Source organism: Lentzea nigeriaca, assembly GCF_016907955.1.
In the GTDB taxonomy this organism is placed as follows: Bacteria; Actinomycetota; Actinomycetes; order Mycobacteriales; family Pseudonocardiaceae; genus Lentzea; species Lentzea nigeriaca.
Genome location: NZ_JAFBCX010000001.1, coordinates 1,428,065 through 1,450,143, shown reverse-complemented (window position 1 = coordinate 1,450,143; position 22,079 = coordinate 1,428,065). Strand labels below are relative to the sequence as shown.

General features: G+C 69.2%; 18 protein-coding genes and 1 tRNA gene. 6 read left to right on the top strand and 13 right to left on the bottom strand.

Going from position 1 to position 22,079, the window contains the following annotated elements; translation table 11 throughout:
- Nucleotides 1–9: 9 nt before the first annotated feature.
- The 3 genes from JOD27_RS05860 to JOD27_RS05850 form a co-directional block, all read right to left on the bottom strand.
- Nucleotides 10–5,475 (bottom strand): ATP-binding protein, encoded by a 5,466-nt coding sequence (locus JOD27_RS05860; protein WP_204761016.1) that lies wholly within the window; start codon nucleotides 5,473–5,475, stop codon nucleotides 10–12.
- A gap of 640 nt (nucleotides 5,476–6,115) precedes the next feature.
- The gene (locus JOD27_RS05855) at nucleotides 6,116–6,607 is read right to left on the bottom strand and encodes a Gmad2 immunoglobulin-like domain-containing protein (protein WP_204761015.1); all 492 of its coding nucleotides are present in this window, start codon (nucleotides 6,605–6,607) and stop codon (nucleotides 6,116–6,118) included.
- Between the two features lie 82 nt (nucleotides 6,608–6,689).
- A tRNA-Tyr gene (locus JOD27_RS05850) sits at nucleotides 6,690–6,772 on the bottom strand.
- 123 nt (nucleotides 6,773–6,895) lie between these two features.
- Between JOD27_RS05850 and JOD27_RS46445 the strand changes: the two genes are divergently transcribed.
- Together JOD27_RS46445 and JOD27_RS05840 are read left to right on the top strand one after the other, a co-directional pair.
- On the top strand, nucleotides 6,896–9,466 hold the full coding sequence (locus JOD27_RS46445; protein ID WP_204761014.1) for an ATP-binding protein: 2,571 nt from the start codon (nucleotides 6,896–6,898) through the stop codon (nucleotides 9,464–9,466).
- Nucleotides 9,467–9,517: 51 nt separating this feature from the next.
- The gene (locus JOD27_RS05840) at nucleotides 9,518–9,802 is read left to right on the top strand and encodes a hypothetical protein (RefSeq protein WP_204761013.1); all 285 of its coding nucleotides are present in this window, start codon (nucleotides 9,518–9,520) and stop codon (nucleotides 9,800–9,802) included.
- Nucleotides 9,803–9,890: 88 nt separating this feature from the next.
- Here the strand turns inward: JOD27_RS05840 and JOD27_RS05835 are convergent, their stop codons facing one another.
- From JOD27_RS05835 to lnt, 6 genes are read right to left on the bottom strand one after another with little or no spacing between them, the layout of a single operon-like run.
- Nucleotides 9,891–10,367, bottom strand: a complete 477-nt coding sequence (locus JOD27_RS05835) for a TspO/MBR family protein (RefSeq protein ID WP_204761012.1) — start codon at nucleotides 10,365–10,367, stop codon at nucleotides 9,891–9,893.
- A complete protein-coding gene (locus JOD27_RS05830; protein WP_204761011.1) occupies nucleotides 10,364–10,660 on the bottom strand; it encodes a hypothetical protein in 297 nt (98 codons plus the stop codon). The genes JOD27_RS05835 and JOD27_RS05830 overlap by 4 nt, the downstream gene beginning before the upstream one ends.
- Nucleotides 10,661–10,669: 9 nt before the next feature.
- Nucleotides 10,670–11,476, bottom strand: coding sequence for a MerR family transcriptional regulator (locus JOD27_RS05825; protein ID WP_204761010.1), 807 nt, complete (start codon nucleotides 11,474–11,476; stop codon nucleotides 10,670–10,672).
- Between the two features lie 27 nt (nucleotides 11,477–11,503).
- Nucleotides 11,504–12,490 (bottom strand): aldo/keto reductase, encoded by a 987-nt coding sequence (locus JOD27_RS05820; RefSeq protein ID WP_307829917.1) that lies wholly within the window; start codon nucleotides 12,488–12,490, stop codon nucleotides 11,504–11,506.
- Between the two features lie 60 nt (nucleotides 12,491–12,550).
- Nucleotides 12,551–13,318 (bottom strand): polyprenol monophosphomannose synthase, encoded by a 768-nt coding sequence (locus JOD27_RS05815; RefSeq protein WP_204761008.1) that lies wholly within the window; start codon nucleotides 13,316–13,318, stop codon nucleotides 12,551–12,553.
- Entirely contained in the window at nucleotides 13,302–14,849 is a 1,548-nt protein-coding gene (gene lnt / locus JOD27_RS05810; RefSeq protein WP_204761007.1) for an apolipoprotein N-acyltransferase, read from the bottom strand. Before lnt ends, JOD27_RS05815 begins: the two co-directional genes overlap by 17 nt.
- Nucleotides 14,850–14,885: 36 nt before the next feature.
- Here lnt and JOD27_RS05805 point away from each other — a divergent pair, with 36 nt between their 5' ends.
- Both JOD27_RS05805 and JOD27_RS05800 read left to right on the top strand, forming a co-directional pair.
- A complete protein-coding gene (locus JOD27_RS05805; protein ID WP_204761006.1) occupies nucleotides 14,886–16,268 on the top strand; it encodes a class I adenylate-forming enzyme family protein in 1,383 nt (460 codons plus the stop codon).
- 27 nt (nucleotides 16,269–16,295) lie between these two features.
- The gene (locus JOD27_RS05800; RefSeq protein WP_204761005.1) at nucleotides 16,296–16,901 is read left to right on the top strand and encodes a TetR/AcrR family transcriptional regulator; all 606 of its coding nucleotides are present in this window, start codon (nucleotides 16,296–16,298) and stop codon (nucleotides 16,899–16,901) included.
- On the opposite strand, the gene JOD27_RS05795 is transcribed toward JOD27_RS05800, so the two are convergent.
- Nucleotides 16,805–17,065 carry a hypothetical protein gene (locus JOD27_RS05795; RefSeq protein WP_204761004.1) on the bottom strand — a complete coding sequence of 87 codons (261 nt, stop codon included), beginning with the start codon at nucleotides 17,063–17,065 and terminating at the stop codon, nucleotides 16,805–16,807. The two genes, JOD27_RS05800 and JOD27_RS05795, sit on opposite strands and share 97 nt — an antisense overlap.
- 128 nt (nucleotides 17,066–17,193) lie before the next feature.
- Between JOD27_RS05795 and JOD27_RS05790 the strand changes: the two genes are divergently transcribed.
- A complete protein-coding gene (locus JOD27_RS05790) occupies nucleotides 17,194–17,388 on the top strand; it encodes a PspC domain-containing protein (RefSeq protein ID WP_204761003.1) in 195 nt (64 codons plus the stop codon).
- Here JOD27_RS05790 and JOD27_RS05785 read toward each other — a convergent pair.
- The 3 genes from JOD27_RS05785 to JOD27_RS05775 form a co-directional block, all read right to left on the bottom strand.
- A complete protein-coding gene (locus tag JOD27_RS05785; protein ID WP_204761002.1) occupies nucleotides 17,366–17,533 on the bottom strand; it encodes a DUF397 domain-containing protein in 168 nt (55 codons plus the stop codon). The genes JOD27_RS05790 and JOD27_RS05785 overlap by 23 nt on opposite strands.
- 13 nt (nucleotides 17,534–17,546) lie before the next feature.
- Entirely contained in the window at nucleotides 17,547–18,344 is a 798-nt protein-coding gene (locus tag JOD27_RS05780) for a helix-turn-helix domain-containing protein (protein ID WP_204761001.1), read from the bottom strand.
- Between the two features lie 581 nt (nucleotides 18,345–18,925).
- Nucleotides 18,926–19,705 (bottom strand): bestrophin-like domain, encoded by a 780-nt coding sequence (locus tag JOD27_RS05775; protein WP_204761000.1) that lies wholly within the window; start codon nucleotides 19,703–19,705, stop codon nucleotides 18,926–18,928.
- A 263-nt stretch (nucleotides 19,706–19,968) separates the two neighbouring features.
- Between JOD27_RS05775 and JOD27_RS05770 the strand changes: the two genes are divergently transcribed.
- A complete protein-coding gene (locus JOD27_RS05770; RefSeq protein ID WP_204760999.1) occupies nucleotides 19,969–22,020 on the top strand; it encodes a COG1361 family protein in 2,052 nt (683 codons plus the stop codon).
- Nucleotides 22,021–22,079: the final 59 nt, after the last annotated feature.

Below are 22,079 nucleotides of genomic sequence, written 5' to 3'. Positions count from 1 at the left end.
ATTCAAGCACTAGCGCGCGAGGCCGTCCTCGATCGCCTTGATGATCGCCGGCCGCAACTCGGCAGCCGAGATGATCGCGTCCACCGACCCGACCTCGACCGCGCGCTGCACGCTGTGCACCCGGTCGAACTCCGCCGCCATCTCGTTCAGCTTCTCCGTCCGCACGGACTGCCGCATTGCCGCCAGCTCGGCGGTCAGGGCCGCGCGTTCGGCACCCGAGGCCTCGGCCACGGAGGCCTCCAGCTTCTTCACGCGCGGGTCGTTGGCCGTGCGCCCGTCGACTTCGCGGGCGAACACCACGGCCGCGGCAGGAGCGCCGCCGATGACCGAGGCGAAGGAACCCTCGACGGCGAGCACCGTCATGGACGGGTTCAGGGCCTTCGAGAAGACCACGAACGCGCCGCCGTGGTAGCGCGAGATCACGCAGAACACGATCGGGCCGCGGAAGTTGACGATCGCGCGGCCGATCTCGGCGCCGTACTCGAGCTGCAGGAGGCGCATCGACTCCGGGGAGCCGTCGAAACCGGACAGGTTCGCGAGGACGACCAGCGGCCTGTTGCCCGAGGCGGCGTTGATGGCGCGGGCCGCCTTCTTCGACGACTTCGGGAACAGCGTGCCCGCGGTGTAGGTGTCCGGGCCGTCGGTGGGCGGGAAGCCGGTGCGGGCCACGCCGCGCGACTCGATGCCCAGCAGCGTCACCGGGATGCCGCCGAGGTGGACGTCCTGGACGACCGCGGTGTCGGCGTCGGCCATGCCCGCCCAGCGCTCCAGGACGTCGTGGTCCTGGTCGCTCACAGCACGCATCACCGTGCGGATGTCGAACGGCTTCTTGCGGTCCGGGTTCGCCTCCGACGAGAAGATCTCACCGACCGTCGCGAAAGGACTGTCGGCGACCACGTGCGGGTACGACGAGACGTCGCGGTCGGAGGGGTCCGAAGTGGGCACCCGGCGCGGGCCGGACTCGCCCGGCGCGATGTAGCTGTGCTCGTAGTGCGCCATCAGCACGTCGAACGCCGCACGCAGGTTCGGGGCCCAGTACTGCGCCTGGCCGTTCGGGCCCATGACGCGGTCGTAGCCGCCGATGCCGTAGTTGTCCTCCGCCGAGACGCCGCCGGAGAAGTCCAGGGCCTGCTTGCCGGTCAGCACCATGGCCGAGTCCGGGGTCATGACCAGGATGCCCTTGGTGTGCATGAGCATCGTGGCCTCGGCGTTCCAGTACGGCTGGGCGCCGACGTTGATGCCGTTGACCACCACGTTGATCTCGCCACCGGCCTGGGTGAACTCGACGATCCGCTTCAGCGCGGCGGCGACCCAGTCCATGTTCTCGACGCCGGAGCTCATCGAGATCTTGGCGCCGGACGACAGCGAGAACCACTCCAGCGGAACGGAAAGCTCCGAAGCCAGGTCCAGGGCGTGGATCACCCGCGAGCACTCGGGCTCGGCCAGCGCGCCCAGCGACTTGGTCGGGTCGCCCAGCAGCACCACGCGCTTCATGCCCTCGGGGTAAGCGGCGCTGGGCGTGGTCACCACGCCGACGACGATGCCCGCCTTGTTGCGGCCGCGCGGGCGGTCCACCGGCACGAGGGCGCCGTCGACGAGGTCGTGCTCCACGAACGAACCACCGTCGCCGACGAGCATGTCGACCAGCTCGTACGGGTAGATCGTGCCACGCGACTGGGCGCGCAGGACGTTCTGGCGGTAGTCGTCGAGCGGCTGGATCGGCTCGGTCGGCGGCTGCACGAACGAGAACGACACCCCGGAGCCCGCGTCGTTCGCGATCCGGACGCCGATGTCGGTCAGCTCGCCGGTGGTGGTGTCCTTGCGGCGCGCCAGGAACAGGACCTCCTCCAGGTCCAGGCCGGTCGTCGTCGGGCCCACGCGGGTGGCCACCGCGTCGAGGTCCGAAGAGGACAGATCGGTCGGCGGCCACGCGTACAGCACGACCCGGTTGGTGGCGAGGCGCGTCCGGCCACCGGCCTGCGCACGGGCCCGGCGGATGCCGTCCAGACAGGTCGCCAGCACGTCCTCGGCGGCGGGCAGCGCCACGATCCGGCCGTCGTCGTCACGCAACGGCGTCAGGTCGCGCACCTGGCCCAGCGCCACCAGGCGCTCGTCGGACTTGTTGGCCCTCGCGACCGCGCGGAACAGGTAGACGTCCTCGTCCAGCGAGGGCAGGCGGGTGAGGTCGAACTCCCGCAACCGCTCCAGCTGCATGCGTTCGGCGATGCGCGGGTGCAGCCCGCGCACCAGCCTCTCCTCGGCGAACCCGTTGGACGACGGGCGGAAGGTGAAGTGGTGGTGCATCGACTCGCCACGACGGCCCGCCACCGTGGTGGTGATGCGGGTGATCGTCGGCGGCAGCTGGTGCGCTGCCAGCGCGGCACCGAGGCCCGCGGCCATCTCGTCCTGATCGGACGGTCCGTCGGCCCAGTTGACGTAGAGGTCCGCGACGACCGCGCTGCCGTTGCCGTGGGCGACGACCTGGCCGACTGCGTCCGACAGCGCGGGGAACTCCACGGCGGTCGAGACCAGCCGGGTCTTCTCCGGCGCGTTCTCCGCGATGAAGAACGCACCCGACACGCGCGGGTTCTCCAGCGCCTTCTTGGTGTAGTAGCGGCGGGCCAGCACCTCCAGCAACGGGGTGTTGTCCGCGCCGGGCTTGCCGATGCGCTGGCCGAGCAGGCGCACCAGCGGTTCGGCGGACGCCACCATCGCCGCGATCCGCTCCTCGCGGTCGGCGGCCTCGGGACGGGAGTCGAGGTGGATCAGGTGCTTGCGGACCTCGCTGTGCACGCGGGCGCGGTTGCGGCGCACCAGCGGCTGCGCGAACCAGGTGAAGACGACGCTGCGGGCGAGGTCGGCCACCGCCGGGTAGCGGACCTGCGTCGCGGCGATGATGTGCTCCAGCACCAAGCCGACCTGCACGCGCTCGGACTCGACCGGCGGCGCCTCCTGCACCCACTGGCGCAGCAGGGTCGTCGCCACGGCCGCGTCGAACACACCGCGGCGCAACGCCACGAAGATGCGGAAGACGGCCTGCTCCAGCTCCGGCGTGCGCTCCAGCTCGGTGATGCCGTAGTGGCCGATCACGTTCCGCAGCCGGGCGCGGAAGCTCTCCGGCAGCGCGGCGCGGTCCGCGTCCAGCGTCTTGAGGTAGGTGTGGAAGTGCTCGCGCGGAGAGTGGATGTGGTTCTCCGGCTTGGTCTCCTCGCCGGCGGGACGGTTGCGGGAGAGGTCGCACAGGTCGGCGAAGATGCCGAGCAGCTTGGCCTCCTCGACGAGCGGCCGCTCCAGCAGGTCGTGCCGCGCGCCCATGTAGTCCGACAGCACGCGCTCGGTGTCGGCGGCCGTGGTGTCGAAGCCCAGCAACAGGTTCCGCAGGTCCTCGAGACCGCGGGCGGCGATCTCCTCCGGCGCGACGCCGGTGCGCGGGGCCGGCAGCTCCAGCTCGACGGTGGACTCGGACTTCTCGACGACGGCGGCGCCGTCCGCGTCCTCGACCTCCTCCAGCTTCAGCAACGCGCCACCCGCGGGCACCTGGGTGCCGACGACGACGTTGAGCTCCTTCAGCCGCGCACGGAACGGCGCGCGCAGCACCGTCTCCATCTTCATCGCCTCGAGGACCAGCACCGGCGCCCCGGCCTCGACCTCGGCGCCGACCTCCAGCGGGGTCGCGACGACCAGCGCGGGCATCGGCGAGCGGAGAACACCGCCCTCGTCACGGGTGACGCGGTGGGTGACACCGTCGACCTCGACCTGGTGGACCGGGCCGGACGTGCCGGTGACGACGCGGAAACGCGTGCCGTTGACGGTGATCTGGCCGACGTGGTGGTCGAAGCGCTCGACGTCGACGTCACCGGTCAGCACGTTGTCCGAGTCCGCCGCGGCGACACCCACGCGGTACTTGGTGGCGCCGACGCGAGCGACCTGCACGACGTAGGGCTGGCCGCGCAGCACGAACTCCAGCCTGCGCGCGCCCTCGTGGTTCGTGCGCGGCTGGCCGCCGTGCGCGGACGCCAGCAGCTCGGTGCGGTTGATCTGCTCCTCGTCCTCGTACACCTCGATCCCGGCCGCCGCCAGGGCGATCGCGGAGTGGCGGTGCGAGATCAGGCCGCCCTCGGCGCGCACGCGGTCGATCCACGACGTGTCGGCGGAGCCGTCGATCACGGCCGGCTCGTCGAGCAGGTCCAGCACGAAGCTCTTGTTCGTCGTGCCGCCCTCGATGATCACGGTCGTCTCGGCCATGGCGCGGCGCAGCTTGCCGAGCGCCTCGTCGCGGTCGCGGCCGTACGCGATGATCTTCGCGATCATCGAGTCGAAGTCGGCGGGGATCTGCGAGCCCTCGGCCACACCGGTGTCTACGCGGATGCCGGGGCCCGCGGGCAGTTCGAGCCGGACGATCGTGCCGGGGCACGGCGCGAAGTCGCGGTCCGGGTCCTCGGCGTTCAGGCGGGCTTCGACGGCGTGGCCGAGCTCGACCGGCTTGGCGCCTTCGAGCTTGCCGCCGCCCGCCACGTGCAGCTGGGCCTTCACCAGGTCGAAGCCCGTGGTGATCTCGGTGATCGGGTGCTCGACCTGCAGGCGGGTGTTGACCTCCAGGAACGCGAAGAGCTTCTCGCCGGGGTGGTAGAGGAACTCGACGGTGCACGCGCCGCGGTAGCCGACGGCGTTCGCGAGCCGCTCCGCCGACGCCTTGAGGTCCTCGACCTGCGAAGGCTCCAGCACGCAGGACGCCGACTCCTCGATGATCTTCTGGTTGCGCCGCTGCACCGAGCAGTCGCGGACGCCGAGCGCCCACGCCGTGCCCTGGCCGTCGGCGATGACCTGCACCTCGACGTGGCGGGCGCCGGTGACGAGGCGCTCCAGGAACATCACGCCGGAACCGAACGCGCGCTCGGCCTCCATGCTGGTGCGGTCGAAGTTCTCCTCCAGCTCCTCGGGCGAGGTGATCTTGCGGATGCCGCGGCCACCACCACCGGCGGTCGCCTTCAGCATCAACGGGTAGGTGACCTCCTCGGCCACCTTCAGCGCGTGCTCGAGGTTCTCGACGGCACCGCGGCTCCACGGCGCGACGGGAACGCCGACCTCCTCGGCGATCAGCTTCGAGCCGATCTTGTCACCGAGCTTGCGCATCGCCTCCGCCGACGGTCCGACGAACGTGACGCCGACCTTCTCGCACAGCTCGGCGAACTCGGGGATCTCGGCGACGAAGCCCCACCCGACCCACGCCGCGTCCGCCTTCGTCTCGACGAGAGCCTGCTCCAGCACCTTGAGGTTCAGGTACGGGCGGTCGGCAGCCGGGCCGAGGTTGTAGGCCAGGTCGGCTTCCCGGACGAAGGGCGCAGACTTGTCGACATCGGTGTACAGGGCGACGGTCTCGATCCGTTCCCCTGACTCGGCGGCGAGCTCACGGACGGCGTGGATCAGCCGCATTGCGGCTTCCCCGCGGTTGACGATCGCTACACGACTGAACAACGACTTGGCTCCTCGCGGACGTACAAACCTCAGCGGCAGTCGCCGCTCAATCGATGTACACACTCTCGTCTACTACCCGGTAGGAAAACCGCTAGATCGAAGCGAGTTGAGCAGCGTGGTTTGTATGAAACCAACAAGCAACCAGGTCCTCGGGCACAGGATCACTTGAGCCCGTGTCCCAACTCACGACCCGGCCGCCGCCTCACCTTCGACCACCCGATCCCAGGGCGAACACGAGCGGTAGCGCCGTGATCACCAAAGCGGCTGTGCGGGCTGCCGCGCCGTCAGCCGTTGCCGATCACGATCGGCGAGGTCAGGCCCCACAACGCGGTGCTGACGACCGCGAGCCACCACTGATCCACCCCCACCGGCCCAAGGCGGTGAAGAGCCGGACCGCGGGTTCCCTGCACAGGAATTCGAGCCCTTCCCCGATGTCCCCTTTGAGCGACGTTCGAGGTTCTCTCGTTTGGTTCAGCGGCCGCAGGATCATTCGGACGAGCATCGCGGAAGCGGCATACTCATGGCGTCGAGCGCCATGGTGCCCACGGGTCCGGTGAGAGCGATCAGCACACCGGCCCGTCGACGGCGCCACGCCGTGCACGGCGGTGGCGGCGCTCCAGATCGCGTTGTTGGCGCCCGATCAGGCTTGCGGAACTCGGATCACATCGCCGGGGTGGATCACGTTCGGGTCCGTGATGACGTGCGGGTTGGCGCGCACCAGCCGCGTGTAGAGGTTGCCGGAGCCGTAGAACTGCGTGGCGATCGACCACAGGGTGTCGCCGGGTCCGATCGTGTACTCCTGGTAGACGCGGTACCCCGGCACGATCCGCGGCCCGTACACGACGGGCACGATGATCTTGTCGAGCTCGGCGCCGTCCTTGGGCGACACCCAGAACACCTCGACGAAGAGCCGGTCGAGCGCGAACGACGCACCCGACACGTCCACGCTGACCTGGAACTGGCCGTGGCCGCCGGTGCCGTCACCTGCCGTGAACCCGCCGGTGACCTCGTCGTGCCCCTCGTGGATCCGGTAGTTGAACTGCGCCTCGAACGCCCCGCCCGCGGTGCCCGCGATCTGGACGTGGCTGCCCACCAGGCCGAGGGCCCGTGGCTGCTGAACATCGATCGACATCGTTGTTCCCCCTTCCTTCCCTTGGTAAGTCGCGAGGAGGAAGGCGGTCGTTGCCAGGGGTCACCCCGGTGGCGCAACGCGGTGGTGGTGGAGGACGGAGTCGAACCGCCTTTGCCGAGGCTCCCGTTTTACAGACGGGCGGGGCTCCACAGCCCCATCTCCACCATTGTGCAAATGCATTTTCTACGCCTCTGAGCTGCGCAGACACCAATATCATGGTGGTGGAGACGAGGTCTCTCAACCGATTTTCGCGAAACACCTTCCGGCTCGGGCGCGATAATCCCTGACGTGAGGGTGGTGGGACGCGGCCGGGAACTCGCGATGGTGCGTGCGCGGCTGGAGGCGGAGACAGGTGGGCTGGTGCTGTGCGGCGGCGAGCCCGGCATCGGCAAGACCAGGCTGGCCCAGGAGCTGGCAGGGCACGCGCTCGCGCTCGGCCGTGAGGTCGTGTGGGGGCATTGCGTCGAAACCGAAGGCGCACCGGCGTTCTGGCCGTGGCGGCAGGTCCTCAAGGCGACCGGCTCCGACCCCGATCTCGTGCTGGCGCACGACGCCGAGGTGCCGCAGGACCGGTTCCGGGTGTTCGACGCGGTCGCGGCCGCGCTGGACCGCGCCGGCCTGGTGATCATCGTCGAGGACGTCCACTGGGCCGATCAAGCCTCCCTGCTGGTCCTCGCCCACCTCGCCACCCAGCTGCGTTCCGTGCTGATCTTCGCGACGTTCCGCGACCCGTGTCCCGCCGTCGCGGACCTCATGCGCTCGGCGGTCCGCATCGACCTGCACGGCCTGTCCACCGACGAGGTGGCAGAGCTCGTCGGGCCTGAACGCGCGGCCGAGGTCACGTCGCTGACCAGCGGAAATCCCTTGTTCGTCACGGAGATCGCCCGCGCTGTCGACGATGGCACGTGGCGGCCGGACCAGCCGCCCCGCAGCGTCCGCGACATCGTGACCGCCCGGCTCGACCGGCTCAGCCCACCGGCGCGGGAGCTGATCAAGACCGCCGCGCTGATCGGCCGCGACTTCGACGTCGACCTCGCGGCCGCGGCGTCCGGTCAGCCTCTCGACGTGCTGGACGAGGCGACGACGTTGATCGACGCCACCGGGCACCGGTTCGTGCACGCGCTGACCCGTGACGCCGTCGAGGCCTCGCTGACCACGGCCGAGCGCCGTACGATCCACCGCCGGATCGCCGAGGCGATGACGGACAGCACACGCTACGCCGACGTCGCCCGGCACTGGACCGCTTGCGGCGCGACGGAAGAAGCGCGGGTGTGGACGATCCGTGCCGCCGAGGACGCGGTCCGGCGCCTGGCCTACGAAGAAGGCGTGCGCCTCTACCGCCAGGCGGCGTCCATTGAGGACACTTGCGAGATCCAGGTCGCTTTGGGCAGAGCCGCGTACTTCGCCGGCGACCTCGCGGGGTGCGTGCAGGCCGCCCAGCGGGCCGCCGAGCTCGCCACGACACCGGAGCAGATCGCCGAGGCGGCCCTGGTGCTCGAGGCGGCACCGGGATCCGGTGTGAACGCGGTGGCGACCCCGTTGTGCGACAACGCACTCCGCCACGAGGTCAGCCCCGCCACCCGCGCCCGGCTGCTCGCCCAGCGCAGCCACCTCGCGTTCTACCGCGGCGAACAGCACCGCCTCGACGAGCTCAGCCGGGAGGCGCTCGACCTCGCACGCGGCTGTGGCGACGACCGCGCGCTCGCCGAGGCCCTGCACGCGAGGCAGGAGGCCTGCCCCGGTCCGGCTGGCCGCGCGGAACGGCTCGGGATCGCCACCGAGATGATCGACCTGGCCCACCGCACCCGCAGCCCACGCGGGGCGATGTGGGGCTCGCTGTGGCGGATCCACGCGTTGATCGAGAGCGGCGAACTCGCTGCCGCGCAGGAAGAACTGCCCGCGCTGGCGTTGGCCTGCGAGCGCGTCGGCGGTCAGGTGCCCCGCTGGCACCTGGAGGTCGTGACGGCCTGCCTCGCCCAGGCGCAGGGCCGGTTCGCCGAGGCCCAGGAGGTCGGGCGGCGGGCCTACGACCGGATGCGGGTGATCGAACGCGAACCGGCCTCCGGCGCGTACTTCGCGTTGCAGTGCGGGCTGGCGTGCCACCTCGGCGTTTCCGAGGACGGTCTGGCGCTGGCCCGCCACTTCCACTCCCCGCCGCCGCGCTTCCAGCTGATGTCGAAGGTGACGCGCGCGTTCCTGTTGCTGCGCGCGGGTTTCCGGGACGAGGCGGCAGAGTGGTACCGCCGCACCGGCCCGATCGCGGAGTGGGACCTGCCGGCGTTCTTCGTGGTGCCCGGCCTGGTCGACGCCGTGCTCGTCACGTCAGGGCTGGGCCTGCTCGACGACCTCACCCAGGTCCTGCCCCACCTGGAGGCGTACCGCGGTGAGCACGCGGCCGGCAACGGTGTCGCCTACATGGGCCCGGTGTCGCTGGCGCTCGGTCGCGGGTACCTCGCGCTGGGCCGCCCGGCGGAAGCGGCGGCCGACCTCGCCAGAGCCGTCGACGAGGCGTCGAGGGCGGGCGCCCCGGCGTTCGCGGCCGACGCCCGCTGGCACCTCGCCGCCGCCTTGCGCGCGCTGGGCAAGGACGCCGACGCCGTGCAGCGCGCCGCCGACCGCGCCATCCGCGACCTCGGCATGACGGCCTTCACGACGACCGAGCTGAGCAGCCGCGAGCACGAGGTCGCGTGCCTGGTCGCTGAGGGCCTGACCAACCGCCAGATCGCCCACCGGCTCGTGATCTCCGAACGCACCGCGCAGAACCACGTCCAGCACATCCTGACCAAGCTCGGCTTCAGCACGCGCAGCCAGATCGCGGCGTGGATGAGTACCCGACCGAGTACTCCGGCGGATGGCTGACCAGCGCGAACTTCCTAGGTTTGAGCCACGGCCAACCCAGGGAGGAACACCATGTGGCTCACCATCGCGACCCCGCCCACCAAGTCCCTCGAACAGCTCGACCAGGCGCTGAACTCGGGCGTCCCCGACGGCCTCAGGGCCCGCTACGCCTGCCAGGTCGACGGTGAGTTCCGCGTCATCGCCGTCTGGGAGACCAAGGAGCACGCCGACCGCTTCTTCCGCGAGGTGCTCGGACCCGTCCTCGCCCGCGTGCTCGGCCCGGAGCCGGCGGGGGCGCCGTCGGTCACCGGCATGGAGGTGCTCAGGGAGCTCATCCCGGCCAACACCGCCGGTTGAGCGTGGCGACGTGCACACGATGAACGGCGCTTCTGTCCACGTCAGGTGGGCAGAAGCGCCGTTCATGTGGGGCTCTGCGATCGACGAGTCAATTGAGCGTGGCGATCGAGACGTTGAGAGCCGCCGCGAAGCTCACCCACGCCAGGTAAGGCACGAGAAGCAGCGCGGCGGCCCTGCTTCGCCACCAGAACACGACGGTCAGCGCGACGATCGTCAGCCACAGCACCACGATCTCGGCGAACGCGATCCCGTACCAGCCGAGGCCGAAGAACAATGGTGTCCACGCCGCGTTCAGCACGAGCTGTACCCCGAACAGCGTCAGCTCACCCCGCGCGGCGCCGTGCCGCCACGCCAGCCAGCCGGACACCGCGATCAGCCCGTACAGCGCCGTCCACACCGGACCGAACAGCCAGGACGGCGGTGCCCACGACGGCCGGCGCAGCGCCAGGTACTCGGCTCCCGCCGACACCGAGAACAACGACCCGACGACGGCGGCCACGACCACCGCCGCGACGAACACCAACAGCACCCGCACGGGGTGATGGCGCAACGGCAACGCGGTCATGAGGAACTCCCGGCAGGCAGGGCGCTGATGATGGCGAGCACCGTGGCGCGGCTCGGCGCGGCGCGTTCGGCGTCGTCGAGCAGGGACAGTTCGTCGGCCAGCACGGCCTGGCGGATCTCGTCGGACCGGCCGGGCACCTCCCGCCGCAGCGCCTCGACCAACCGCCCGCGCAGGGCACGTCCCGCGGGATCGTCGGACGGCAGCACGCGCCAGTGAGCGGTCAGGACCCGCTCGGCCACGTCCTCGCCACCGACCGCCCACAGCAGGCGGATCATGCGGTCGGCGAGGCTCATACCCAGAGTCTAGATTCGATTCAAAATCGTTTCAACGGCAGCGCCGAGCGTGGCCACCCGCTCAACGCCCTCCGGCAACGGCATGCCGTCCCACCCCGGCCCTCCGACCAGCACCGGAACGTCTCCCAGGTCCGCCAGCGGCACCTGCTCCGCGTACACCCGGACGTGCGCCCACACGAACACGACCCGCGGCTCCAGCCGATTCGCCGCGCTCACCAGCGCGACGGCGGGCACACGGGCTCCGAGGTTGCGGGACACGCATCCCTTCTCGGCGAGCGCGGCCGCCAGCACGTCCAACGGCAGGCTGTGCTGCTCGTCCGGCGCGCACGCCAGCACCACCGACGGCTCCCCCAACGCCACCCCGGACACCCGCATCGCGTCGGAGATGCTGCCGCTCGCCACGTGCTCGACCTCGACACCGCAGGCGGTCGACGAGATCCGGTCGCCCAGCGCGACCAGGAACGGCATCAGCACCGCGTCCCAGGTGTGCACGACGCCGTGCCGGGCGATCAGGCCGACGGCGACCCGGCGCATCCGTGCCGCGTCGAGCAGGTCGGCGGCGGCCTCGAAGTCCAGGTCGCCGGACGGCATCACCGAGGCGGCGGCCGACGCGGGCGCCACGCCGGACCCGGTCAGCTCGACCATGCGCTTCAGCCGCTCGACGTCGTCCTCGCTGTAGCGGCGGTGCTTGCCCTCGTGCCGCGTGCTGGGCCCGAGACCGTACCGCCGGTCCCACGTGCGCAGGGTCGTGGGCGAGATGCCGAGCATCCGCGCGACCGCGCCGGCACTCCACTCCACAGCCCACCTCCAGCGCATCGATTTTGAATCGTATGTGCGCGGAAGTCAGCTCGCGGGGATGGGTGCGGGCGCGTTGTCGAGGCGCTGGCGCAGTTCGTCGTCCAGCACCAGGTCGAGCGCGCCGAGGCACTCGTCGAGCTGGCTCACGGAACTGACGCCGAGCACCGGCAGCACCGGCGGATCGCCGCCCATCAGCCACGCGAGGACCACCTGGTTCGGCGTCGCGCCCAGCTCACGGGCCACGTCGGCCAGCACGGCGAGCCGCCGCCCGCTGTCCTCGTGGTCGTACTGCTCGGGCAACGGCCGGTCGGGCCTGGTGTAGGCGCCGGACAGCAGCACCGAGTAGCCGAGCACCGTCAGGTCGGGTTCGGACAGGGCGTAGTCGAGCATCTCGTCGCTGATGTGCGGGTTGGCGCCGAAGCCCGCACCAGGCCGCGGCCGCAGGTAGGTGTGGCGTTGCTGGACGCAGGTGAACCCCGGCAGCCCCTCGGCCCTCGCGATCTCCCGCGCCTGGGCGACCCGCCACGCCGCATGGTTGCTGAGGCCCGTCACACGGACCAGGCCGTCGGTCACCAGCGACGCGAACGTGGCCACGGTGTCGTGCAGCGGCGTGCGGCGGTCCTCGATGTGGGCGTAGTACACGTCGAGGTGGTCGGTGCCGAGACGGCGCAGGCTCGCCTCCGCCTGCGCCCGCACGACCTCGCGGGTCAAGCCTTCCGCGTGCTCGGGCCACGACGCGCCCGGCGGGTCGGGCAGCGCGCCTACCTTGGTGGCCAGCACGACCCGGTCGCGGATCCCGCGGGACGCGAGCCACCGCCCCAGCAGCTCCTCGCTCTCCACACCGGTGCCGCCGGCCACCCAGAACGAGTAGGTGTTGGCGGTGTCGATGAACGTGCCGCCCGCCTCGGCGAACCGGTCGAGGACGGCGAACGCCCGCTCCTCGTCGACCGTCGTGCCGAAGTACATGGTGCCCAGGCACAGCGCGCTCACGCCGAGTCCTGAGCCGCCGTCGGCCAGCGTCCGTTGTTCCACTTCATTCCCCCCAGGAATGCGCCTCGGACCGCCCATGTGGACGGTCCGAGGTGGACGGTGCTACTTCTTCTTGCCGGAGAACAGCTCCTTGAGCTGCGTGCCGCGGCGGCGCAGGCCCCACTTCGTCACGCGGATCAGCGCCTCGCGGACGATGTTGCCGCTCATCTTCGACTCGCCGAACTCGCGCTCCAGGAACGTGATCGGCACCTCGCGCACACGGAAGCCGAGCTCCAGCGTCCGCCACAGCAGGTCGATCTGGAAGCAGTACCCGGCGGACGCGACCGACACGAGGTTCAGCTTGCGCAGGGTGTCCGCGCGGAACGCCCGGTAGCCGCCCGTCATGTCGCGGATCGAAGCACCCAGGGCGAGCCGCGAGTACAGCGAACCGCCCAGCGACAGGAACTTGCGCTTCGCGGGCCAGTTCACGACCTCACCGCCGGGGACCCAGCGCGAGCCGAGCACGAGGTCGGCCTGCGGCAGCGCGTCCAGCAGCCGGTGCAGCTGCTCCGGGGCGTGCGAACCGTCAGCGTCCATTTCGCACACAACGCCGTAGTCGCGCTCCAGCGCCCACTGGAAGCCCGCGACGTACGCGGCACCCAGGCCGGCCTTCTCGGTGCGGTGCATCACGTGGACGCGCTCGTCGGCGGCCGCCATCTCGTCGGCGAGCTGGCCGGTGCCATCGGGGCTGCCGTCGTCGACCACCAGCACGTGCACGTCGGGCAGTGCCGTGTGCAGTCTCTTGACGATCTTTCCGATGTTGTCCCGCTCGTTGTAGGTCGGGATCACCACCAGCACCTGCCCGAGTTCCTGGTCAGGCTGCTGCGCCATTCGAGTCCTTCCGTCGTCGTGTGAAGGCATACGCCAACGCCACAAGGCCCGCAGCGGTCAGCACCCACTCGGGCCAGGCTCCTAGCCAAGTGGCCAGCGTAGTCTGTGACCGCAGCGGCACTGTCGCGACCAGGGCTCCCGGCTCGAAAAGCCCAGTCTTCCGAGTGACGGAACCGTCGGGCTGGACGAGGGCGCTGACCCCCGAAGTGGCCGCCACGACCACCACCCGCCCGTGCTCCACGGCACGCACCCGTGACATGGAAAGCTGCTGGTAGGTCATCTCCGTGAAGCCGAACGTGGCGTTGTTCGTCGGGATCGCGATGATCGTCGCGCCGGTCGTCACGGAGTCGCGGACCACTGAGTCGAACGCCACTTCGTAACACGTGTCAATCGCGACCTTCGCGGGCCCCATGACGAAACCGTCCGGGTCCGAACCAGGCTGGAACACGCCCGCACGGTCCACGGTGGACGTGAACAGCCGGAAGAACGACCGCCACGGCATCGTCTCGCCGAACGGCTGCAGCTTGCGCTTCGTGTACCTGTCGGTCGCCCCCTTGCCCGGCTCCCACAGCACCACCGTGTTGCGCGGCAGCCCGTCGCCCCGATCGACCACCACGGCGCCCACCGCGATCGGCGCCTTGATCGCGTCCGCGGCAGCGTTGATCACGGCGGCCGCGTCGGCGTTGCGGAACGGGTCGATGTCGGACGAGTTCTCCGGCCAGATCACGATGTCCGGCTGTTGCACCTTGCCGGCGGCCACGTCGGCGGCCAGCTGCATGGTCCGGCGGGCGTGGTTGTCGAGCACCGCGCGGCGCTGGGCGTTGAAGTCGAGCCCGGCGCGCGGCACGTTGCCCTGGATCGCGGCGACGGTGACGGTCCCGGCGGAGGCGTCCACGCCGACCGGCACCGCGAACCCGATCAGCAGCGGCACCACGACCAGCGGCACGCCGAGCTTCCAGTTCCGCCAGAGCCAGAACAGCCCGAACCCGGTCAGCACCACCGCGAACGACACGAGCGGAGCGCCGCCCACCGACGCGAGCGGCAGGTACCAGCCCTCCGGCTGCCCGAACGCGATCTTGCCCCAGGTGAAGCCGCCGAACGGGAACACCGCGCGCAACGCCTCGACCGCCACCCACAGGCACGCCGCCCACACCGGCCAGCCGGGCACCCGCGAGATCGCGGCCATCGCGGTCGTGCCGATGGAGATCATCAACGCGCACGCCAGCGCCAGCGGCAGCCACGCGATCAGCCCGACGAACTCCCCGGTCCACCGCAGCAGCGGCACCATGAACCCGAGCCCGAACAGCACGCCGTAGCCGAAGCCCGCACGCGCCCGCCGGTTGAAGATCACAGCGGCCAGCAACGCGAAGCCGACCGGCGCGAGAAACCACAGCGGCCGCGGCGGAAAGCTCAGGTAGGTCAGCACACCACCGGCGACGGCGAGGGCCGCGCGCACCAGCACCGGACCGCTCAGACGCTGCCTGCGGGCGGGCAATTCCGGCGATTCGGACGCGACGGAGGGTGCAACCACCCGATCAGCCTACGAGGCGCGGAGTACACAGGACGTATGACCTACGTGGATCTTGTGCTGCAGCAGCTCTCCACGGACGGCGAGCGCGAGGCACTGGTCGGTGGCGACACCAGGCTCACCCGCTCCCAAGCCCGCGACCTCCTCTTCCGCATGGCAGACGGCCTCGCCCGGCGCGGCATCGGGCCCGGCGACGGCGTGGCGGTGTACGTCGGCAACACCCCCGAGGCCGTCCTGTTGAACCTGGCCGTTCACCTGCTCGGCGGCCGCCTGGTGTTCGTGCCGCCGGAGCCGGGCCCGTCCGAGCTCGCCGCCCTCATCGCCCGCGCCGAGGTCGCCGCCGTCGTGGTCGATCCGACGTTCAGCACACGGATCGACGGCTGGCACCTCCAGGACCTCCCCGGCGACCCCGTCGAACGCACCCCGGCCCCGGACTACGCCACCGTCGCCTACACCGGTGGCACCACGGGACTGCCGAAGCTCGCGGTGCACCGCCCCGACAAGACCGGCGCCGCGGACCCGCGGGCGAGCCTGCCGCCGTTGAACTGGCTCTGCAACACCCTGATCACCCACGGCAGCGGCGCCTCGGCGACGCAGATCGCCCTGCTCACCGGGTCGAAGCTCGTGCTGGGCCCGTCGACCTTCGACGCGGACACCTTCGTGCGGCAGGCCCGCGAGGAACAGATCAACGCGACGATCTTCGTGCCACCGATGATGTACGAGATCCTCGACCACCCGGACTGCCCAGGCCCGCAGTTCGGTGCCGTCATCGTCGGCGGGTCCCCGCTCGCCCCGAAGCGGTTGCGGCAGGCGATCGAGAAGTGGGGCCGCGTCGTCAACCAGGGCTACGGCATGACCGAGGCCCACGCCATCTCGCTCATGCCCGCAGCCCAGATCGACCTCGACCGCCCGGAAACCCTGCGCACGGTCGGCAAGCCCAACCCCGCGCTGGAGGTCGAGATCCGCGCCGGCGACGTGTGGGTGCGCGGCCCGTCCGTCATGGAGGGCTACTGGGGCGAACCGCCGCTGCGCGAGACGAGCGACGGCTGGTTTAACACCGGCGACATGGGTTACATCGACGACGACGGCTACCTTTACCTCAACGACCGCAGCAAGGACGTCATCGTCACCGGCCGCACCTCGGACAACGTGTACTCGCGCCTGCTCGACGACTTCCTCGTCACGCTTCCCGGCATCCGCCAGGCAGCGGCGGTCGGGAAGCCGGACGAAGCCCTCGGCGAGGTGGTGCACCTGTTCCTCGTCACCGACGGACAGGATGTCGATGTCGACAAGATTCGAGATTCGGTCGTCGCCGAACTGGGTGAGCTTTACGAGCCCAGGGGCGTCACGATCGTGCCTCAACTCCCTCTGACCAAGGTGGGAAAGGTCGACAAGCGCAAGCTTCGTTCCCTCTTTCGGTAAGGTTTGCCGTAAATCAGGAGGTGACGGATGCCCCGTCCAAGCGTGGAAGCCGAACGCAAGGCGCAGATCCTCGCGTCCACCTGCAAGGTGATCGCGGCCGAGGGCTTCCGCCACCTCCGGGTGTCCGACGTGGCAAAGGACGCGGGAGTCTCCGGCGGCACGGTCCACTACTACTTCGAGACCAAGCGCGAGCTGACCGACGCCGCGTTCGAGCACTGCTTCGAACAGTCGGTCGCACGCCGCCGCTGGATCCTCGAGTCCGACGAACCGCCGCTGTCGCGCCTGCGCATGGTCGTCGAGTCATACCTGCCGGAGGGCGCCGAGACCGTCGAGGCGTGGAAGGTCTGGGCCGAGCTGTGGGTCGAGGCCATCCGCAACCCCGAGCTGCAGGAGCTCAACGAGCGCTTCTACGGCGAGTGGCGCGACATCGTGGCGAGCATCTTCCGCGACGGCCAGTCCTCCGGCGACATCCACAGCTCCGGCGACCCGGTCGAGCTGGCGAACATGATGGTCAGCATGCTCGACGGCCTCGCGCTTCAGGTGCTGGCCGGCTCGAAGGCCATGACGGTCGACGCCATGCGCACGACCTGTCTGAGGTTCGTCGACCAGCTCTCCACGGCGTCCGTCGGATAGCTCACCCCGTTCGCCACGACGCACAGCGCGATCAGCAGCGCCTCGCCCTCGTCGCCGCGGCCGGTCCCCTGCCGTTCCTTCGTGCGAAGCCACTGCCGTGCGTGCCACGACAGCGGCACGTAGACCACGATGAACACAGTGCCGACGAGGAGTTCAGCGCGCATCCCCCAAGACCCGGGACAACCGTGACGGCACAGGTCAGAGACTCGGGGTTACGTGCTGTGACTCATCCGGGTGAAATCAGGGTTCGCCCCCGATGCAACAGATGGACTATCGCGGGCATTCTGGGTATATGACCACGACAGTTGCTTTGAGCAGGCCCAGGACCAACCGGATGATCGCGGGTGTGTGCGCGGGGCTCGCCCAGCGCTGGGGCATGAGGGCGGGCACCGTGCGCCTTCTGTTCCTGTTGTCCTGCCTTCTGCCGGGACCGCAGTTCGTCGTCTACCTCGTGCTCTGGGTGATCATGCCCGACCGCGGTTACTGACAGACCGCAGGAACGCCTCCCACGCTGCCGGGCTCACCGGCACGTGGGCGGCGGGCGCCTTTGAGTCACGGATGCCGACGCCGTGGCCGATCTCTACGCAGTCCGAGTCGGTCGCGCTGTAGCTGCTCTTACGCCACTCGACCATCCGAGGCGCCTCCTCAGGACACGATGCTGGTGATCAACTCCCTCGATTCTTCCTTACCCAGCGCAACGCTGTCCATCGTCTGCAGCACCTGCTTGTAAAGCCCGATCGATGCCTTGTCATCGAGAAACAGCGCCGAATTCAGGCTGCCCTGGTACACAACCGGCTCGTACTTCTCGAACTTCAACAGGCTGAAGTCACCGGTGAGCGCCCGGCCAGCAGGCACAATCCTCAGACTGATGTACGGCCGTACCAACATGCGCAGCAGCTCGTGCAACTGCTGAGCCATCACGTCAGCGCTGCCGACCTCCGAGTACAGCAGTGGCTCGTATACGTAGAACACGAACTTCTTGTCTCCTGCGACGATACTTCGCCGGTCCATCCGCGCTGCGACCCACTTCGGCGCATCTTGGGCCCCGATGAACGGAGAATCCTCAGCGAGAGCGCGCGCGTACGGCTCGATTTGCAGCAGACCTGGCAGGTACAACGAACTCCAGTGCACGATCTCCTTGGCGATCCGCTCGTGCTGGATCAGCGTCCGGACGTGCGGCGGCAGCACTGATTCGTAGAGTTGCAGCCAGCCCTTCTCCCGCGACTCCAGGAAGAGCCCCTTCAGGTACTGGAGCTCGTCCGGCTTCGCGCCGCACACCCCCAGCAGGAAGGTGAACTCCTCCAGTGAAGTTCCGCCCTTCCCGTTGACGAGATCCGACAGCTTGGCGTGCTCCCAGCCGAGCCGCCGCGCGAGCTCGGCCTCTTTCAGACCGGTCCGGGCGATCAGGGCACGAAGGATCTCACCGAACTCGCGTCCCAGCACAGTGGACACTCTCTTTGGCATGGCAGCGAAAGTAGCCCCGCCGCTCCCCCGCGCTCCATCATTTCGGGCCCAAAATGACCCGAAAGCATCAGATGTAGAAGGCTTCTACGAAATCCGGAAGCAGGCGAGCAGCTCGTGACAGCCGGGAGTTCCGACGCCGCCCGCCTTCTCGTACAGCAGTGCGTCAGCGGTCCCGACACGGGTGCCGTCGCCCAGGCTCCGGTTCGAGGCACACAGGGACGCGCGCGGGTGTGGTCACGGAGTTGGTGGTAGGTAAGGTGATCAGCAAACGATTGCGTTCGCCGCCAAGTACAGCCAACTCGCACTGCCCACGCCGTGAGAGCGCGTACATCAAGATCAAAGCAGCATCGGCTCCAGACCAGTCGCCCACAGCACGGCGGGCAGTCGCTGACTCGATCGTCGACGTCGGCACGGCGAACTCGCGCACGTGCGACCAGAAAGTGAGGCGGGAACGTCCGTTCGCGGTCAATGGGTGCACCAGCACTCACCTTGTGCGAACGAAACCCCCGGTCTGCTCCAGGAGGTAGCCATCACGACAACCGCAGCAGGCTGCCGAGGCTTCAGCGATCATGTTCCGCCGGGATGCCCGCCAGTTCGTCCGTGACGGAGGTGAACGCCTCCGGCTGCACCCGCAACACCCCGCTGAACGGATGCGTCATCCCCAGACACAGCACACACACGGACGCCAGCACAGCGGCACTGACCCCCATCTGCACAACATGCCGCACCCGAGCGGTGAACCCGATCAGCAACGGAAACAGGATCATCACCACAGCGCCGGCCAACGTGCCGATGAGCATCAACCTCCCGGTGCTGTCGAGCCCACCGGCCTGATCGAGCCGTTCCCGCCGCAGGTCGGTGATCTCCCGCAACCGCTCCAACGCCCGCTCCCGCGCCGACTTCACCTGGTCCGGTGTGGAAGGCAGGCTCAGGATCTCGGCGTGCAACGAGTTCACCACGTCAGTCGTCCCCGAGTCGGGCTCGCCGAACGCCAGCCGCGGCCATTCCTTGTCCGCCACCAGTTTCGGGTACGACACCAGCAGCGAGCGGATGTGATCACGTTGCGGCTGCGGCATCACGCCGGTCTGCCAGTACGCGTCCGCCACCGCGGCGGCCTCGCTGGCCGCGTTGTCCTCGGCGGTGCCGTTCTCCTCCCACACGATCACCACGTAGAACGCCAGCGCCACGATGAACAGGCCGCTGATCACCGCGCCGAGGAAGCCGCGCGAGTCCGCGTCGCGATCGTCGGCCTGCACGTGCGAGTACGAGCGGCCGAACAGCAGGCAGGCGCCGACGGTGGCGGCCACCGACGCCACGACGATCACAAGAGCGGTCCACATGGTTTCCATCTCCCCACAGCGGAGACCGTTTGACCATCAACACCACGCTTCTCGGCGGTCTCACCCGCCCATCAAGAGCAACGCGCGTTGATCATCTCCACCGCTGGTTCACTTTGAGAACGCTCACAAAAGGCCGTTGGACACGAATAGGAGAACCGCACTCGCACCGTCCTCAACGGAGAGTGAAGACACCGCGAACCACGTCCGGTGACAACCCATCGGAAGCGTGCCAACCTGTGCCGACCCGACCGGGAAGGCGTGGCATGCGCGTACCGATCCTCATCGCTGTCGTCCTGCTGGTTCCGCTGCTCACCCCCGGCCCACCGGTCGCCGCCGCCGAGGTCTGGCACAGCCAGTTCAACGCAGCGGTGCGCGGAGATGTCGCGATCATCGGCGACAGCGTGCTGACATGCCCCACACCCGAGCAAGCCGGGCCGAACCCGAAGTATCCGCCACAGTCCTGTGTGGACGCACAGAACCGCAGAGGCCACGGCCCGTCCGCGCAGAACAACGGCCACCGCATGTTGTGGACCGACGTCGACGACGATCCGCGGACGTTCAACTCCTCCAACGCGAAACTCACACTCCCCACAGGGGCCGCGATCGTCTACGCCAAGCTGGGCTGGGCCGGCAGCGCGACCTGTCATGACGCGCAGCAACCACCAGGCCAGCCGGAAGACCCGGTCATGCTCAACGGCACGAGCGTCAGCCCCGACCGGTTCTCCAGAGACGAACCGAACGACCTCTCCCCCACCGACAACGTCTTCTACAGTGCCGAAGCGGACGTCACCCGAAGGCTGACCGGCCATGACATCACCGTCGGCAACATCTGGGCGCCGCAAGGCTTCGACTGCTTCGGCGGCTGGTCGTTGACCGTCGTGTGGAAACTCCCGGACGCCCCGACACGTCACGTCTCGGTGCACGGCGGTCACGTCCGCCTGCCCACGACGCTGCCGACGCTGCGCACCCCGATCGCCCCGACGCACGCGGCGGGCGGCATCACGAAGGTCAGCATCACCGCCTACGAAGGCGACTGGGCCTCCGACGGCGACCAGATGCTGGTCGACGACACGTCGATCGCCGGGAACAACGCGTTCACCTCGTCGGCCCAGGGCGCCACGACTCCCAACAACATGAGCGTCGACGCCCGCACGATCACCGTCCCCGAGGACGCGCTCAGGCCGGGTGCCAGAAGCGCCGAGCTGACGTTCCGCAGGGCCGACGACGCCTATCTCGTCCAGAACGTCACGTGGTCGTTCCCGCTGCCCGAACTGGCGCTGACCGTCGATCCGGAACAACCCGCCACCCACCCGAAGGACAACGTCACGCAAACCGCGACCGTCATCAACGTCGGCGACGCCCCGGCGGCGGAGGTCTCGGTGTGCGGCCAGAAAATCGGCACAATCGCCCCGCACGCGAAAGCCGCGCGCACGTGCACGTCTCAAGCGGCCGACGACGACTATGAGACCACGGTCACCGCGAACGGCATCAGCCACGCCGGTGATCCGTTGACGACCCGGAAGACGGCAAAGGTCGACGTGCTGCATCCGGCATTGCGCGCAACGACGGCAACAGAGCCGATGACGACCCTTCCCGGACAAGAAGTTAAATTCTCAACAACTGTCACGAACATCGGCGACACGAAGTTGTTCGACCTCAACGCGCGCACGGCCACCAACGGTTGCAATCCCGTTCAACGGCAACTCGATCCCGGAGCCACCGTCACCGTGGTCTGCGCGGCCGTGGCAGGCGACGAGTCCGGCACCCTGACCTCCACCGTCACCGCGACGGACAAGATCGGCAAGAAGGTCGAGGCGAGCGCGTCCGTGCAGGTCAGGGTGATCCATCCGCGGCTCACGATCACCGCGCTCTGGTCGAAGGACCGGGCGGAGGACGGCGAGCCGGTCACGGTCACCGTCACGATCGGCAACCCGTCCGACCTGCCGATCAGCGACGTCGAGGTCGCCGGAGAGCCCTCCCCCTGCCGCCGGACCTTCCCCGTTCTGCGGCCGAGAGAGCGCCTCACGTACACGTGCCAGGCGATCGCGCCGGTTGATTCCCGGTTGACGGTTTCCGGCGCGGGAGCAAGTCATGTCATCAGTGAAAGCGCTGTTGTTCGAATCGAATCGATCACGGCGCCGCTGCCGCCGGAGCCGTCCACAACGCCGCCCGTTCCTGACGATCCGGCGCCTCCGCACCCGGTCGCGCGCGTTCAGCGGCTGTCGAAACCTGCGACAGGAGGTGTTGCGGCGGTAATTGGCGTCATCGGCATGGTGATCGTCGCGAGCGCGTTTTCAGGCTTGACCAGACGTTAAACCATGAAAACGTTTGCAAATCCGGTAACGAGACGGGCGTGTTCCTCTAGGCCGAAATG